The organism is Streptomyces sp. CNH189 (genome assembly GCF_000527195.1).
Genome location: NZ_AZUS01000003.1, coordinates 127,164 through 142,509, shown reverse-complemented (window position 1 = coordinate 142,509; position 15,346 = coordinate 127,164). Strand labels below are relative to the sequence as shown.

The 15,346-nt window shown below is 74.5% G+C and carries 15 protein-coding genes; 10 read left to right on the top strand and 5 right to left on the bottom strand.

The genetic code is table 11. The annotated features are described in order from the left end of the window. The first annotated feature begins 171 nt into the window (after positions 1 to 171). From B100_RS0105855 to B100_RS0105835, 5 genes are all read left to right on the top strand, one after another. Entirely contained in the window at positions 172 to 735 is a 564-nt protein-coding gene (locus B100_RS0105855) for a 2Fe-2S iron-sulfur cluster-binding protein (protein WP_024883509.1), read from the top strand. Next, positions 732 to 1,724: an FAD binding domain-containing protein gene (locus B100_RS0105850; protein WP_024883508.1), complete on the top strand. Its 993-nt coding sequence runs from the start codon at positions 732 to 734 to the stop codon at positions 1,722 to 1,724. The genes B100_RS0105855 and B100_RS0105850 overlap by 4 nt, the downstream gene beginning before the upstream one ends. Continuing rightward, the gene (locus B100_RS0105845) at positions 1,721 to 3,850 is read left to right on the top strand and encodes a xanthine dehydrogenase family protein molybdopterin-binding subunit (protein ID WP_024883507.1); all 2,130 of its coding nucleotides are present in this window, start codon (positions 1,721 to 1,723) and stop codon (positions 3,848 to 3,850) included. Before B100_RS0105850 ends, B100_RS0105845 begins: the two co-directional genes overlap by 4 nt. Next, a complete protein-coding gene (locus B100_RS0105840; RefSeq protein WP_024883506.1) occupies positions 3,843 to 4,982 on the top strand; it encodes an XdhC/CoxI family protein in 1,140 nt (379 codons plus the stop codon). The genes B100_RS0105845 and B100_RS0105840 overlap by 8 nt, the downstream gene beginning before the upstream one ends. A 183-nt stretch (positions 4,983 to 5,165) precedes the next feature. Next, the gene (locus B100_RS0105835) at positions 5,166 to 5,627 is read left to right on the top strand and encodes a GNAT family N-acetyltransferase (protein WP_037722464.1); all 462 of its coding nucleotides are present in this window, start codon (positions 5,166 to 5,168) and stop codon (positions 5,625 to 5,627) included. 81 nt (positions 5,628 to 5,708) lie between these two features. Here the strand turns inward: B100_RS0105835 and B100_RS0105830 are convergent, their stop codons facing one another. Beyond that, positions 5,709 to 6,275, bottom strand: a complete 567-nt coding sequence (locus tag B100_RS0105830; RefSeq protein WP_024883504.1) for an NADPH-dependent FMN reductase — start codon at positions 6,273 to 6,275, stop codon at positions 5,709 to 5,711. Positions 6,276 to 6,399: 124 nt separating this feature from the next. Between B100_RS0105830 and B100_RS0105825 the strand changes: the two genes are divergently transcribed. From B100_RS0105825 to B100_RS0105815, 3 genes are all read left to right on the top strand, one after another. Further along, entirely contained in the window at positions 6,400 to 7,056 is a 657-nt protein-coding gene (locus B100_RS0105825) for a TetR/AcrR family transcriptional regulator (RefSeq protein WP_024883503.1), read from the top strand. An 81-nt stretch (positions 7,057 to 7,137) separates the two neighbouring features. Further along, positions 7,138 to 8,175: a LacI family DNA-binding transcriptional regulator gene (locus B100_RS0105820; protein ID WP_024883502.1), complete on the top strand. Its 1,038-nt coding sequence runs from the start codon at positions 7,138 to 7,140 to the stop codon at positions 8,173 to 8,175. 421 nt (positions 8,176 to 8,596) lie between these two features. After that, positions 8,597 to 10,030 (top strand): aldehyde dehydrogenase family protein, encoded by a 1,434-nt coding sequence (locus tag B100_RS0105815; protein ID WP_024883501.1) that lies wholly within the window; start codon positions 8,597 to 8,599, stop codon positions 10,028 to 10,030. 57 nt (positions 10,031 to 10,087) lie between these two features. On the opposite strand, the gene trxA is transcribed toward B100_RS0105815, so the two are convergent. Next, positions 10,088 to 10,558 (bottom strand): thioredoxin, encoded by a 471-nt coding sequence (gene trxA / locus B100_RS0105810; RefSeq protein ID WP_486585591.1) that lies wholly within the window; start codon positions 10,556 to 10,558, stop codon positions 10,088 to 10,090. 36 nt (positions 10,559 to 10,594) lie between these two features. Here trxA and B100_RS0105805 point away from each other — a divergent pair, with 36 nt between their 5' ends. Then, positions 10,595 to 12,040 (top strand): dihydrolipoyl dehydrogenase family protein, encoded by a 1,446-nt coding sequence (locus tag B100_RS0105805; protein ID WP_024883499.1) that lies wholly within the window; start codon positions 10,595 to 10,597, stop codon positions 12,038 to 12,040. A 305-nt stretch (positions 12,041 to 12,345) separates the two neighbouring features. On the opposite strand, the gene B100_RS0105800 is transcribed toward B100_RS0105805, so the two are convergent. Then, positions 12,346 to 12,990, bottom strand: a complete 645-nt coding sequence (locus tag B100_RS0105800; RefSeq protein ID WP_024883498.1) for a peptide deformylase — start codon at positions 12,988 to 12,990, stop codon at positions 12,346 to 12,348. 188 nt (positions 12,991 to 13,178) lie between these two features. After that, positions 13,179 to 13,526, bottom strand: coding sequence for a tetratricopeptide repeat protein (locus B100_RS0105795; RefSeq protein ID WP_024883497.1), 348 nt, complete (start codon positions 13,524 to 13,526; stop codon positions 13,179 to 13,181). A gap of 132 nt (positions 13,527 to 13,658) precedes the next feature. Here B100_RS0105795 and B100_RS0105790 point away from each other — a divergent pair, with 132 nt between their 5' ends. Next, positions 13,659 to 14,636 (top strand): pyridoxal-phosphate dependent enzyme, encoded by a 978-nt coding sequence (locus B100_RS0105790; protein ID WP_024883496.1) that lies wholly within the window; start codon positions 13,659 to 13,661, stop codon positions 14,634 to 14,636. A gap of 244 nt (positions 14,637 to 14,880) precedes the next feature. Here the strand turns inward: B100_RS0105790 and B100_RS0105785 are convergent, their stop codons facing one another. Then, complete coding sequence (locus B100_RS0105785; RefSeq protein ID WP_024883495.1) at positions 14,881 to 15,270, bottom strand: VOC family protein; 390 nt, start codon at positions 15,268 to 15,270, stop codon at positions 14,881 to 14,883. Between the last annotated feature and the right edge of the window lie 76 nt (positions 15,271 to 15,346).

Genomic DNA, 15,346 nt, shown 5'->3' with positions numbered 1-15,346 from the left:
CCGGTGCACCCCCGCCACCGCACCCGCGCACGTCACCGATCCCGCGGACCGCACGCCTCGCACAGCGCCACGACCACGCCCGCCGTCCCGATCCCAGATCTCCGTACTGCCGAGTTGTCCGTATGTCCGAATTCCGAGTTCTCCGTGAGTTCCGTGAAAGAAGGCCGTTCCATGACGCTCTCGACGTCCAGCACCGTCACCCTGAACATCAACGGCGAGAAACACACGCTGTCCGTCGACCACCGCACCACCCTGCTCGACGCCCTGCGCGAGCGCCTCGACCTCACCGGCACCAAGAAGGGCTGCGACCACGGACAGTGCGGGGCCTGCACCGTCCTCGTCGACGGCCGCCGCACCGTCTCCTGCCTCCAACTGGCCGTCGCCTCCGAGCAACGCGCGATCACCACCGTCGAAGGGGTCGCCGACGGGGACACCCTGCATCCGGTGCAGCAGGCCTTCCTCGACCTGGACGGCTTCCAGTGCGGCTACTGCACCCCCGGACAGATCTGTTCCGCCGTCGCCGTCATCGAGGAGCACGCCGCCGGCTGGCCCAGCGCCGTCACCGAGGACGTGGGCTCCGAGGCCGCCCCGCCGCCCTTGACCCCGGAGGAGATCAAGGAGCGCATGAGCGGCAACCTCTGCCGCTGCGGCGCCTACGGACAGATCGCCCAGGCGGTCGCCCGCGCCGCCGCCGAGGCATCCGCACAGCACACCACCGAGGAGACCGCCGCATGAAGGAGTTCGACTACCGGCGCGCCGACGACGTCACCGGCGCGGTCGCCCTGCTCGACGCCGACCCGGACGCCCGCTACCTGGGCGGCGGGACCAACCTCGTCGACCTGATGAAGAACGGCGTCGAGTCCCCGGCCCGGCTCGTCGACGTACGCTCCCTCCCGCTCGACCGGATCGAGGCCGACCACGACGGCGCGGTGCGCATCGGCGCCACCGTCACCAACGCCGACCTCGCCGCGCACCTTCTGATCCGCGACCGCTACCCGGCGCTCACCCAGGCCGTGCTGGCCGGCGCCTCCGGCCAGCTGCGCAACATGGCCACCGTCGGCGGCAACCTGCTCCAGCGCACCCGCTGCGGCTACTTCACCGACATCACCCGGCCCTGCAACAAGCGTGACCCCGGCAGCGGTTGCCCCGCCGTCGAGGGAGAGCACCACAACCACGCCGTCCTCGGCGCCTCCGAGCACTGCGTGGCCGTGCACCCCTCCGACATGGGCGTCGCCCTCACCGCCTTCGACGCGGTCGTCTCCTGGCGGACCGCCGACGGCCCCGGTGAGACCCCGCTGACGGACTTCTACCTGCCGGTCGGCGACACCCCGCACCGCGAGACCGTCCTGCCGCCCGGCGCGCTCATCACCCACGTCACCCTGCCGCCCGCCCGCGTCGCGGCCCGCTCCCGCTACCGCAAGGTCCGCGAACGCGCCTCGTACGCCTTCGCCATCGGTTCGGTCGCCGGCGCGCTCGACGTGGCGGACGGTGTGATCTGCGACGCCCGGCTCGCCCTCGGCGCGGTCGCCTCCCGGCCCTGGCGGGCCCGGCTCGCCGAACGGATCCTCGTTGGCGCCCCGGCCACCGCCGAGTACTTCGCCGCGGCCGCCGACGCCGAACTCGCCGCTGCCCGGCCCCTGCCCCACAACGGCTACAAGGTGACCCTCCTGCGCAACCTCGTCGTGGCCGTGCTGACCGAACTCGCCGAGGAGGCCGCCCGATGACCGTCGCACCCCAGCGCCCCGCCGCCCCGGGGGCGGTCGGCACCGCCCACACCCGTGTCGAGGGCCGCGACAAGGTCACCGGCGCCGCCCGCTACGGCGGGGACGTCCCCTTCGACGGGCTCGCCCACGGCGTCCTGGTGCTGTCCACCGCGGCCCGCGGCCGGATCCGTTCCGTCGGCACCGGGCCGGTGCTCGGCATGCCGGGAGTGCTGACCGTCCTCCACCACGGCAACGCCTCCCGCCTGACCACCGACTACATCGGCATGCTCGGTGTGCCGCCGGACCCGACCGCCGCGGTCTTCCAGCACGACCGCGTCCCGCACGCCGGCTGGCCCGTCGCCCTCGTCGTCGCCGAGACGCCCGAGCAGGCGCGCGCGGCCGCCGACGCCCTCACCGTCACCTACGACGAGGAGCCGCACGACATCGCGCTCTCGGCGGACCGGCCCGACGCCTACCCCGCCGCGGGACACATGCCCGGCACGACGGAGAAGGGTGACCTGGAGGCCGAACTCGCCGCCTCCGCCCATGTGCTGGACGAGGAGTACACCACTCCCGAGGAGCACCACGCCATGATGGAGCCGCACGTGGCGACGGCGCGGTGGGACGGCGGCCGGCTCGACGTCGTCGACTCCAACCAGGGCATCACCTGGGTCGCCGACGAACTCGCCCGGACGTTCTCCCTCGACCCGTCCGCGGTGCGGGTCCGCTCCGAGCACGTCGGCGGCGGCTTCGGCAGCAAGGGCGTACGCGCGCCCCAGGTGGCCGCCGCGATGGCCGCCGCCGCACTCGGCCGCCCGGTGCGGGTGGCGCTGACCCGCCGCCAGATGTTCTCCGTCACCGGCTACCGCAGCCCCACCGTGCAGCGGGTCAGGCTCGGCGCCGGCCCCGACGGACGGCTGCGCGCCCTGGAGCACGTCTCGCTCAACCAGACCTCCACGGTCTACGAGTTCGTCGAACCGGGCGCGGGCGTGGCCCGCACGATGTACGACGCCACCGCTCACCGCACCGAGAACCGCGTCGTACGGCTGGACGTGCCGTCGCCGACGTGGATGCGGGCGCCGGGGGAGGCACCGGGGTCGTTCGCGCTGGAGTGCGCGCTCGACGAGCTGGCCGAGAAGTGCGGCGTCGACCCGATCGAGCTGCGGCTGCGCAACGAGCCGGAGAGCGGCCCGGTCAGCGGACTGCCGTTCGCCGGCCGCAACCTCGCCGCCTGCTTCCGCGAGGGCGCCCGCCGCTTCGGCTGGGACGCCCGCGACCCGCGCCCCGGAGTGCGCCGCGACGGGCGGTGGCTGCTCGGCACCGGCACGGCCGCCGCGTCCTTCCCGGCGGGCACCCTGCCGTCCACGGCGGCGGTGACGGCGGAGGCCGACGGCACGTTCACCGTCCGGATCTCCGCGTCGGACATCGGCACCGGGGCGCGTACGGCGCTCACCCTGATCGCCGCGGACGCGCTGCGGGTGCCGGCGGAGCGGATCCGCGTGCACCTCGGCGACAGCGACTTCGGCCCGTCGGGCATCGCCGCGGGCTCCATGGGCACGCGGTCCTGGGGCTGGGCGGTCGCCGCGGCCGCCGAGGACCTGCGCGAACGCCTGGTGCCAGGCGGCACGGTACCGCCGGAGGGCATCACCGTACGGTCCGACACCACCCAGGCGATCGCCGCCCTCGCGGCGAAGGAACGGCACAGCTGGGGCGCCCAGTTCGCCGAGGTCGCCGTGGACGTATCCACCGGCGAGGTGCGGGTGCGGCGGATGCTGGGTGTCTTCGCCGCGGGCCGGATCGTCAACCCGCTCACCGCGCGCAACCAGCTCGTCGGCGGGCTGACCTGGGGCATCTCCATGGCCCTGCACGAGGAGGCGGTGCGCGACCCCGCCTCGGGCGGCCTCTACGGCGCCGACCTGGCCGGCTACCACGTCGCCACGCACGCCGACGTGCCGGCGATCGAGGTCGACTGGGTCGACGACCACGACCCCGAGGACCCGGTCGGCATCAAGGGGATCGGCGAGGTCGGCATCGTCGGCGCGGCGGCGGCCGTCGCCAACGCGGTGTGGCACGCCACCGGCGTACGTCACCGCAGCCTGCCGATCCGTCCGGACCGGGTGCTGCGGGCGGGAGGTCCGCATGCTTGACCCCGCCGATGACCTGCGGCGATGGCTGGCCGAGGGCCGGGAGTTCGCCGTGGCCACGGTCGTCTCCGTGGGCGGCAGCGCGCCGCGCGGCCCCGGCGCGGCCCTCGCCGTCGACCGGGACGGCACGGTGATCGGCTCGGTGTCCGGCGGCTGCGTCGAGGGCGCGGTGTACGACCTGTGCGTCGAAGCCCTCGACGACGGGGGGAGCAGGACCGAGCGGTTCGGCTACAGCGACGAGGACGCCTTCGCGGTCGGCCTGACCTGCGGCGGCACCATCGAGGTGCTGGTGACACCGGTCGGCGCGGACAGCCCCGCCAGGGCGGTGCTGGAGTCGGTGCTGTTGGACCTGGCCCGGGGCGGGGCGGGGGCGCTGGCGTGGGTGACCCAGGGCCCACAGGACCTGCTCGGGCGAGCGCTCCACGTCCGCCCGGACGGCACGTACGAGGGCGGCCTCGGCGACTCCGCCGAGCTGGACCGGTCGGCGGCCGCCACGGCCCGTGACCTGCTGGACGCCGGCCGGACCGGCACGGTCACCGTCGGGACCGGCGGGGATCCGTACTGCGCGGACCGTCTGACGCTGTTCGTGCAGAGCTCCGTCCCGCCGGCCCGGATGATCGTCTTCGGCGCTGTCGACTTCGCGGCGGCGCTGGTACGGGTGGGGTCGCTCCTCGGCTACCACGTCACCGTGTGCGACGCCCGGCCGGTGTTCGCCACCCGGGCCCGCTTCCCGGAGGCCGACGAGATCGTCGTCGACTGGCCGCACCGCTATCTGCGCACCACGCACACCGACGCGCGCACGGTGCTGTGCGTGCTCACGCACGACGCGAAGTTCGACGTGCCGCTGCTTCAGGTGGCGCTGGGGCTGCCGGTGGCGTTCGTCGGCGCGATGGGCTCGCGCCGCACCCACACCGACCGCCTGCGCCGGCTGCGGGAGGCGGGCGTGGGGGAGCGGGAACTGTCCCGCCTGCGTTCCCCGATCGGCCTCGACCTGGGCGCCCGCACCCCGGAGGAGACGGCGGTCTCCATAGCGGCGGAAATCATCGCCACCCGTCACGGAGGCACAGGCACCCCCCTGACGACAACCACCACCCCGATCCACCATGCCCCCCTCCGGGAGCAGCCGGCGGCGTAGGGGGCCCGTGGCGGGCCGAGGCCGTTGGGCGGTGCGGGGCCGTTGGGCGGTGCGGGGCGCCGGCATCCCCGCACCGCCCGCTCCGGGCGAGGCCGCGGCGGCTCCTGGCCGGGCGTCTCCGTAGTGGATCAAGGCCCCGGTATTCGGCTGCGAGGGTCCCACGGGGCTGGCATACTCCGCGCGGTGACGACCCACCACAGCTCCGGCCCGGCCCTGACCACCGGCGCACGCGACGCCGAACTCAACGAACGTCTGACTGCCGAACTCATCGCCTTCAACGCGGCAGCGACAGGCTCAGCCGATCGCGACATGTTCTCGGTCAAGGTGACCGATGAAGTGGGTGAGCTGATCGGCGGACTGGCTGCCTGGACCTGGGGCGGCTTGTGCGGCATCGAACTGCTGTGGGTGCGTGAGGGCGACCGCGAGGACGGCTGGGGCGGCAGGATGCTGCACGCCGCGGAGGCTGAGGCCCGGCGACGCGGCTGTGACCGCGTAGCTGTCTCTTCCTTCACTTTCCAGGCCCCGGGCTTCTACCAGCGGCACGGCTATGTCGAGACCGGCCGAACCCTGGGCATCCCCGGTGGCCACGCGGACGTGCACATGTTCAAGCCGCTGGGACCGGCTGGAGGCGTACTCCCGGTTTAGCAGTGGTGGCGGGGTGGCCCGCCGCACGCACGTACGGCGAAGGGCCGGGAGCCTGTGTGGCTTCCGGCCCTTCGAGTGGGGTCAGGCGGCGGTCTGTTCGGCGTCGACCAGCGCGTGGAGGCTGTTGAGGACCTCGGTCAGCTGCTCGGCGACCTCGCTGTCGTCCGCCGGGTGGGTCTCGGCGAAGCGGGTCACGGAGCCGGGGATCGACAGCTTGATGTCCTCGACCACCTTGCCGCCGGCGATGCCCACGGCCTTGCGGGCCTCGTCCTGCGCCCACACGCCGCCGTACTGGCCGAAGGCGGTGCCGACCACGACGACCGGCTTGCCGCTGATGGCGCCGGCGCCGAACGGGCGGGACAGCCAGTCGATGGCGTTCTTCAGCACGGCCGGGATGGTGCCGTTGTACTCGGGCGTGAAGAGCAGCAGCGCGTCCGCGTCGGCCGCGGCCTCGCGCAGCTTCGCCGCGGCGGCCGGGACGCCACCCTCGACGTCGACGTCCTCGTTGTAGAACGGGATCTCCGCGAGCCCCTCGTAGAGCGCGACATCGGCGCCCGCCGGAGCGAGCTTGACCGCGGCCTCGGCGAGCTGACGGTTGTGCGAACCGGCGCGAAGGCTGCCGACGAGGGCGAGGATGCGAACAGACATGAGGGAACTCCAGGGGGTGGACTGTGAGACCTGCGACACAATGCGGACCGGGGTCCGCTTTGCAGTTGTAGCACTCCAAACGGACCAGGGTCCAGTTTCATTCCGGATGCTTTACGCTGGCTCCATGTCCGCCGCCCCGCCGTCCGTCCCGCCGCCTCAGGAGCCGGTCGAGCCCCAGCAGCTGCTACGCCTCGGCCTCGACGACGACGAGCCCTGCCTGCGTGCCGACGCCGCCCGCAACAGGGCCCGTCTGCTGGAGGCCGCGGCCTCGCTCGTGGCCGCCCGCGGGGCCGACGCCGTCACCATGGAAGAGGTCGCCGCGGCGGCCGGCGTCGGCAAGGGCACGGTCTTCCGCCGCTTCGGCGACCGCACCGGCCTGCTGATGGCACTCCTGGACCACAGTGAGAAGAAGCTCCAGGCCGCGTTCCTCACCGGGCCCCCGCCCCTCGGCCCGGGCGCGCCCCCGGTCGAGCGGCTGCGCGCCTTCGGCCGCGCCGCCCTGCGCCGCACCGTGGAGGACCTGGAGCTCCAGCTCGCGGCCGAACCGGACGCGGGCCGCCGCTTCACCGTCCCGCCCTACCGGGTCCGGCTGCACCACGTCACGCTGCTGCTGCGCCAGGCCGTCCCGGACGCCGACTGCGAGCTGCTCGCCCACACGCTCCTGGCCCGGCTCGACCCCGCCCTGGTCCACCACCTGATCCACGGGTGCGGCATGCCCCCGCAGCGGCTGGAGGACGCCTGGGTGGACCTGGTCGACCGGGTCACCGGCACCACCGCCTGACCACGCCCTTCGTGTCGGTCCGCGCCCTCAACTCCCCCGAGGGGAGACCGCGTTACGGCTTCTGCGAAGATGCCGTACGTCATGGTGCAGATACCGAACCCGCCCGCCCCCGCGCCCCCCGCACCGACGCGCTCCGTGCCCACGAGCGCCGATGTGGCCCGCCTGGCCGGCGTCTCGCGCGCGACCGTCTCCTACGTGCTGAACAACGCCGGTGCCGTCCGGATCAGCGAACCCACCCGCCGCCGGGTCCGCGAGGCCGCGCGGGAACTCGGATACGTGCCGCACGCGGCGGCCCGCAGCCTGCGCGCCGGGCACAGCCGTATGGTCCTGATGCCCGCGCCCGCGTTCCCCGTCGGCCCCCTGTACAGCCAGTTCATCAACGACCTCCAGTCCGCGCTGAGCCTGCTCGACTACACGGTCGTGCAGCACGGCACCGTCGGCGTGCATGACGACGAGGCCGCCCGCGCCTGGGCGGAGCTGCGCCCGGTGGCCGTGCTGGTACCGGGCTCCGGGCTCGGGCCGCGCGGTGTGGAGGTGCTCAAGCGCTCCGGCGCGCGGGCCGTCGTCACCCTCGGCCCCGAGACCGTCGAGGGCGCGCACGCCCTGCTGATGGACCACGACGTCGTCGGATACAGCGCCGGCGCCCACCTCTTCGACCGGGGCCGCCGGCGGATCGGCGTGGTCGTGCCGGGGGAGCCGGGCCTGGACACGTTCTCCGCGCCACGCCTCGCCGGGGTGCGCGCCGCCGTGCGCGGCACCGACGCGACCGTGACCGAGCTGCCGCTCGACCACGACGAGGAGTCCGCCGCGCGGCTCGCCGCCCGCTGGCGGGACCTGGGCCTGGACGCCGTGTTCACGTACAACGACGAGTACGCGATGCTGCTGATGCGGGCGCTCCAGGAGGAGGGGATCCGCGTCCCCGAGGAGACGGCCGTGGTCGGCGCGGACAATCTGATGCTGGGGCGGCTGCTGCGGCCCCGGCTGAGCACCGTCCACCTCGAACTGCCGTCCGGCCAGGAACTGGCCGACCTCGTCGACCGCGCGGTCCGCGATCCGGCTGCCGCGCCGGAGGCGCACAAGGTGCTCGGCGCTTCTGTCGTGCACCGGGAGTCCAGCTGACGCCCGCGTCCCGAGTCGACGGCCACTGGAGTGCCGGGGGCCGGCGGATGCCGGGTGCGGGTGGTCGGGGGCTGGTCGCGCAGTTCCTCGCGCCCCTTGGGGGCGCTGTCCCGCCCCTGACGGCTACTGGGGTGTCGGGTGCTGCTGTGTGCCGGGTGCGGGTGGTCGGGGGCTGGTCGCGCAGTTCCTCGCGCCCCTTGGGGGCGCCGCTCTGCGGGCAGTCGTGCCGCTGGGGCGATGGGGGAGGGTGGGCGCGACGGCACCCCGTGAGCGCCGGGTTGCGCGACATCCCCCGGCTCGTTGCTATGCCGCGCACGCCCGCGCGGTGTTGTCCGCCTCGCCTGCGGGGTACGCGGCTGAGGACCGACCCGGTCCGGGCGCCGCACCCCGCGCCGGGCCGGGACCCGACGGAGGAGGCGTCATGACCTGGCCCGACCTCACCACCGGATCGTCCCGCCCGCTGAAGGGGCCCGAGCACACCGTCACCGAGCCCGCCACCGGCGAGACCCTCGGCACCGTCACCCTCGCCGCCGCCGAGGACGTCGAGCCCGCCGCGGAGGCCGCGCATGCCGCCCAGGCGGACTGGGCGAGGTCCCCGCACGTCCGGCGGGCCGCGGTGCTCCGCAAGGCCGGTGACCTGTTCGACGGCCACGCCGCGCTGCGGGAGTGGCTGGTCCGGGAGGCCGGCAGCATCCCCGGCAAGGCCGACTTCGAGCTGCACGTCGCCGCGCAGGAGTGCTACGAGGCCGCCGCCCTCGCCTCCCGCCCCGCCGGACAGGTGCTGCCCACCGAGGAACCCCGCCTGTCCTACACCCGCCGGGTGCCGGCCGGCGTGGTGGGCGTGATCGCCCCGTTCAACGCGCCGCTCATCCTGTCGATCCGCTCCGTGGCCCCGGCCCTCGCCCTCGGCAACGCGGTCGTCCTCAAACCGGACCCGCGTACTGCGGTGTGCGGGGGACTGGCCCTGGCCGCCGTCTTCGCCGAGGCGGGCCTGCCCGACGACCTGCTGCGGGTCCTGCCCGGCGGGGCCGATACGGGACAGGCCATGGTCACCGACCCGCACATCCCGGTGATCTCCTTCACCGGCTCCACGGCCGCGGGCCGCGCGGTGGGGGAGGCCGCGGGCCGGCACCTGAAGCGGGCGCACCTGGAACTGGGCGGGAACTCCGCGCTCGTCGTGCTGGAGGACGCCGACCTGGACGCGGTGACCTCCACGGCCGCCTGGGGGTCGTTCTTCCACCAGGGGCAGATCTGCATGACGACGGGCCGGCATCTGGTCCACGCGTCGCTGTACGAGGAGTACGTCGACCGGCTGGCCGCCCACGCGGACGCGCTGAGCGTCGGCGACCCGCACCGGGAGCAGGTCCAGCTGGGGCCGCTCATCGACGGGGGCCAGCTCGGCAAGGTGCGCGGTCTGGTCGAGTCCAGCACCGCGGGCGGCGCCCGGCTGGCGGCCGGGGGCACCCACGAGCGGCTGTTCTACCGGCCCACCGTGCTCGCCGAGGCGGACGACCTCACGCCCGCCTACACGGAGGAGGTCTTCGGTCCGGTGGCCCCGGTGCGGTCCTTCACGACCGCCGAGGAGGCGGTCGCCCTGGCCACCGCGACCCCCTACGGACTGGCCGTCGGCATCGTCGCGGCGGACCCGGCGCGCGCCCTGGAGCTGGCGGACCGGATCCCCACGGGCATCGTGCACATCAACGACCAGACCGTGAACGACGAGGCCGTCGCGCCCTTCGGCGGAGTGGCCGCGTCCGGTACCGGCGCCCGTTTCGGCGGCGAGGCCAACCTGGAGGCGTTCACCGAGCTGCGGTGGACCACGGTGCGCGCGGACGTGGCGCGCTACCCCTTCTGACGTCTCAGGACGTGCCGTGCCCCGAGTGCGTCAGGCGTGCGGGTGTTCGGCCTGCTGTCAGGCGCCCGGGTTCTCGCCCTGCTGCGCCTGCTGCTCGGCGACCTGCTGGCGGACCTGGTCCATGTCCAGCTTCCGGGCCTGTCCGATGACGTCCGTCAGCGCGGCCTCGGGAAGGGCACCCGGCTGGGCGAACACGGCGACCTGGTCGCGGACGATCATCAGCGTCGGGATCGACTGGATGCCGAAGGCGGCGGCCAGCTCCGGCTGCGCCTCGGTGTCCACCTTGCCGAACACGAGGTCCGGGTTGGCCTCGGCCGCCTTCTCGTACACGGGTGCGAACTGCTTGCAGGGCCCGCACCAGTCCGCCCAGAAGTCGATCAGCACGAACTCGTTGTCGGTGACCGTCTGGTCGAAGTTCTCCTTGGTGAGTTCGACGGTGGTGCTCATGGTCTGGTCCCTCTTCCTGCTGTCGGCTCGGGCGTCGGCACAACACGGCCGACCGGTCACGTATTCCGCGCCCCTACCCATGTGGCCACCCGGCACACCACCCACCAGACTGACGCCATGACGGAAACGCAATCGACGCACACGGAAGCGACCGCCTACGACGTCGTGGTGATCGGCGCCGGGCCGGTGGGCGAGAACGTCGCCGACCGCACCCGCGCCGCCGGGCTCAGCACCGCGGTGGTGGAGAGCGAACTCGTCGGCGGGGAGTGCTCCTACTGGGCGTGCATGCCCAGCAAGGCCCTGCTGCGCCCGGTCCTCACCCAGGCCGACGCCCGCCGCCTGCCCGGTCTGAGCGCGGCCGTCCAGGGCCCCCTGGACACCGCCGCGGTGCTCGCCCGGCGCGACTCCTTCACCTCGGGCTGGAAGGACGACGGCCAGGTCCAGTGGCTGGAGGGCACCGGCGCAGACCTGTACCGCGGGCAGGGACGGCTCAGCGGACCGCGCACCGTCACGGTCACCGGCCCCGACGGCGACCGGACCGTCCTCACCGCCCGGCACGCCGTCGCCGTCTGCACCGGCAGCCGGGCCCGGCTGCCCGGCCTGCCCGGTCTGGACGAGGTCCGCCCGTGGACCAGCCGCGAGGCCACCAGCGCGCACTCCGCGCCCGGCCGGCTGGTCGTGGTGGGCGGCGGGGTCGTCGCCACCGAGATGGCCTGCGCCTGGCAGGCGCTCGGCTCCCGCGTCACCGTCCTGGTGCGCGGCGAACGCCTGCTGGGCCGCATGGAGCCCTTCGCCGGCGACCTGGTCGCCGAGGCCCTCACCGAAGCCGGCGCGCAGGTCCGCACCGGCACCTCCGTGAAGTCCGTGACCCGGGAGAACGGCACCGTCGTCGTCCTCACCGACACCGGCGACCGGATCGAGGCCGACGAGATCCTCTTCGCGACCGGCCGCGCCCCCCGCACCGACGACCTCGGCCTGGAGACGGTCGGTCTGGAGCCCGGTTCCTGGCTCGACGTGGACGACAGCCTGCGGGTGACCGGCCACGACTGGCTGTACGCCGTCGGCGACGTCAACCACCGCGCCCTGCTCACCCACCAGGGCAAGTACCAGGCCCGCATCGCGGGCGCCGCCATCGTCACCCGGGCCGCGGGGGAGCCGGTGCGCGCCGAGGACTGGGGCGCGCACGCCGCCACCGCCGACCACGCGGCCGTCCCGCAGGTCGTCTTCACCGATCCGGAGGTGGCGTCCGTAGGCCTCACCCTGGCGGAGGCCGAGCAGGCCGGCCACCGGGTGCGGGCCGTGGACGTCGACCTGTCCTCGGTGGCGGGCGCGAGCCTGTACGGCGACGACTACCGGGGCCGGGCCCGCATGGTCGTCGACCTCGAGGACGAGATCCTGCGCGGCCTCACCCTGGTCGGCCCCGGCGTCGGCGAGCTGATCCACGCGGCGACGGTCGCGGTGGCCGCCCGGGTCCCGGTCGACCGGCTCTGGCACGCCGTCCCGTCGTACCCCACCATCAGCGAGGTGTGGCTGCGCCTGCTGGAGGCCTACCGGGACGCCTGACCGGCCGGACGCGCGCCAGGGGAGGGCGCCCGCGGAACCTGACCGTCTCCTCGACGTCCCGGGCTCCGGGGGCCGTCACGGGCAGCAGCCTCGGCCGTCGCATCCGGGCCGGCGGGAGGCGGGGTGGACGGCGGCAAGATTCCACCGGGCGGGGGCGCGCCCGCGGAACCTCACCGAGCGGGCATGCGGCGGGGCGGACGGCCGCAGGGTCTCACCGGCCGGACGCACGGTGCTGGTGGGGAGGGGCGGGCGCGCGCGGAAACCAATCGGCCGGGGCGGGCGTCCGCGAACCGGCCGTGCGCGGGTCACGGCAGGTCGAAGCCCAGCGCCCGCGCCGCCTCCTCCGCCGTCGGCTGCGCCCAGTTCCGGGCCGCCGAATCGTTCGAGGACAGCGAGCGCGGCTCGGCCCGGTCCAGGTACAGCGTGCCGTCCAGGTGGTCGGTCTCGTGCTGCACGATGCGGGCGGGCCAGCCGGTGAACACCTCGTCCAGCGCCCGTCCGTGTTCGTCCTGCCCGGTCAGCCGCACCGCGGCGGGCCGCGCCACCACCGCCTGGTAGCCCGGCACGCTCAGACACCCCTCGAAGAAGGCGGCCCGCTCGGCGCCGACCGGCTCGTACGCCGGGTTCACCAGCACCCGGAACGGCTGCGGCACCCGCCCGCGCGCGATCCGCACCTCCTCGGGCACCGGCGCCGGGTCCTCGATCACCGCGATCCGCAGCGCCACCCCCACCTGCGGCGCGGCCAGTCCGACACCCGGGGCCGTCCGCATGGTGATCCGCAGGGCCTGCACGAACCGCGCCAGCAGCGCGGGGTCCAGCTGGCCGTCGTACGGCTCGGTGCCGCCCCGCAGCACCGGATCGCCCGCCGCGACGATGCGCAACGGACCTTCTCCGTCGAGCAGTTGCTCGACCCGTTCGGCCAACGGCACGCGATCGCTCGGAGTTCCCATCCCGCCAGGATCGCACGCGACGCCGGCGCGCGCCGCAGCTCACACGCGTCTCCCAGGGAGCGCAACGGCCCTTGGACCACGGATCGCGCGCCGCCGTCTGCCGCACGGCGGCGCCCCCGCGGCCCCCTGAACGCGCGGTGCCCGGCCCCCCCGAGGGGAACCGGGCACCGGTGTCGCGGGCCTTCGGCCTACACGTCGTCGAACTCCCCGCCCAGCGCGGCCGCGAGCCGCAGATGCGACTGCGCCTCGTCGTCCCGCCCCTGCCGCTGCAGGGTGCGGCCCAGCATCAGCCGGGCGTAGTGCTCCACCGGGTCGCGGTCCACGAGGAACCGCAACTCGGCCTCCGCGCGGCGCAGCTGGGCCGAGTGGTAGTAGGCGCGGGCGAGCAGCAGACGCGGTCCGGTCTGCTCCGGCACCTCCTCGACCAGGCTGCCCAGGACCCGTGCGGCGGCGGTGTAGTCCTTGGCGTCGAAGAACATCCCGGCGCGCTCCCAGCGCTCGGCGGGCGTTCCGTGGTCGTAGTACGTCGTGTCCACTCGGCACCTCCTTCGCGCCCGACAACCGGACCGGTCACCCCGGTATTCCCCGGCGCGGACCGCGGTGACCGGGCACGTCGCCGGACGCCGGATGCGTAGGCTGAAGTCACCGACTTCCTCCGGAGGGACCGCGTGACGACCACCACCCCGCCGATCACCCTGGACGACGTCCGCTCCGCCGCCGCCCGTCTTCGGGGCGTCGCCCACCGCACCCCCGTACTGCGCTCCCGCACCCTGGACGCGCTCGTCGGCGCCGAGGTGCACCTGAAGTGCGAGAACTTCCAGCGGGTCGGCGCCTTCAAGTTCCGCGGCGCCTACAACGCCGTGTCCCGGCTCACCCCCGGGCAACTGTCCCGGGGCGTGGTCGCCTACTCCTCCGGCAACCACGCCCAGGCCGTCGCCCTCGCCGCCCGGGAACTGGGCACCACCGCCGTCGTCGTCATGCCCGAGGACGCCCCGCCGTCCAAGCGCGCGGCCACCGAGGGGTACGGCGCGACGATCGTCACCTACGACCGGTACACCGGGGACCGCGCGGCCGTCGCCGAGGCCCTCGCCGCCGAACGGGGCCTGACCCTCGTACCGCCCTACGACCATCCGCACGTCATCGCCGGGCAGGGCACCGCCGCGCTCGAACTCGTCGAGGAGACCGGTGAGCTGGGCGCGCTGGTCGTGCCGGTCGGCGGCGGGGGACTGGTCGCCGGAAGCGCCACCGCGGTCAAGGGCCTGCACCCGGCGACCCGGGTGACCGGCGTCGAACCGGAGGCGGGGGACGACACCAAGCGGTCCCTGGAGGCCGGACGGCGGATCACCGTTCCCGTGCCGCGCACCATCGCCGACGGCCAGGCCGTCCCCGCCCCGGGCGAACTGACCTTCGCGGTCAACCGCCGCCTGCTGGACGGTGTCGTGCTGGTCGACGACGAGGCGATCAAGGACGCGATGCGGTTCGCCTTCACCCGGCTGAAGATCGTCCTCGAACCGAGCGGCGCCACCCCGCTCGCCGCGCTGCTCACCGGGCGCGCGGGCCCGCTCCCGCCCCGCGTCGGACTGATCCTGTCCGGCGGCAACGTGGACGCCGCACGCTTCGCCCGGCTCTGCGGCCCCGCCGGCTGAACGCGCCCGCGCGGGCCCCCTCACCCGGACGGCGCCCCGAGTGGACGGGCGGACGATGAAGGGGTAGGAGCCGGCCCTCGTCCCGCCGGGCCGGTGACGGGAAGGAGCGGGGGCCCAGGCCCACGATCCGAGTCGCGCGCCTGCGACCAGCATGAAGCTCGCCATGGCCGCACCGTGGCGGAGAGGCTGGACGACCGCTCCGAGATCTTCTTCGGTACACGTGCCGGGCTCGCCCCTCGCGACGTCAGTCGAGGTAGTGGGCGCGGCCCTCGTCGTCGAGGTCGACGGGCCCCGTGGGGATGACGCAGAACTCGTTGCCCTCGGGGTCCGCCATCACCAGGAAGCCGCCGTCCTCGTAGCCTTCCAGGCGACGCCCGCCGAGCGCCTCGATGCGGCGCTGCTCGGCGGCGGGATCGGGGGCGGCGATGTCGACGTGCATCCGGTTCTTGCCCGGCTTGGGGGCGTCGGTGCGTTGGAAGCCGAGGGTCAGGCCGTTCTCGCGGCGCAGCCAGACGTAGGGGCCCGTGCGCCCCACGACCGGCCGGCCGAGCACGTCCGACCAGAAGGCGGCGAGCCGTTCGGGGTCCGTCGCGTCGAGGATCAGGGCGTCGATCTGCGCTGAGGATGCGTCCATGCACCGATCCTCTCCCGATACGGCGCGCAGGCGGTCTTGGCGTGACCCGGACACACGGCTAGGGTCCGTTTACAAC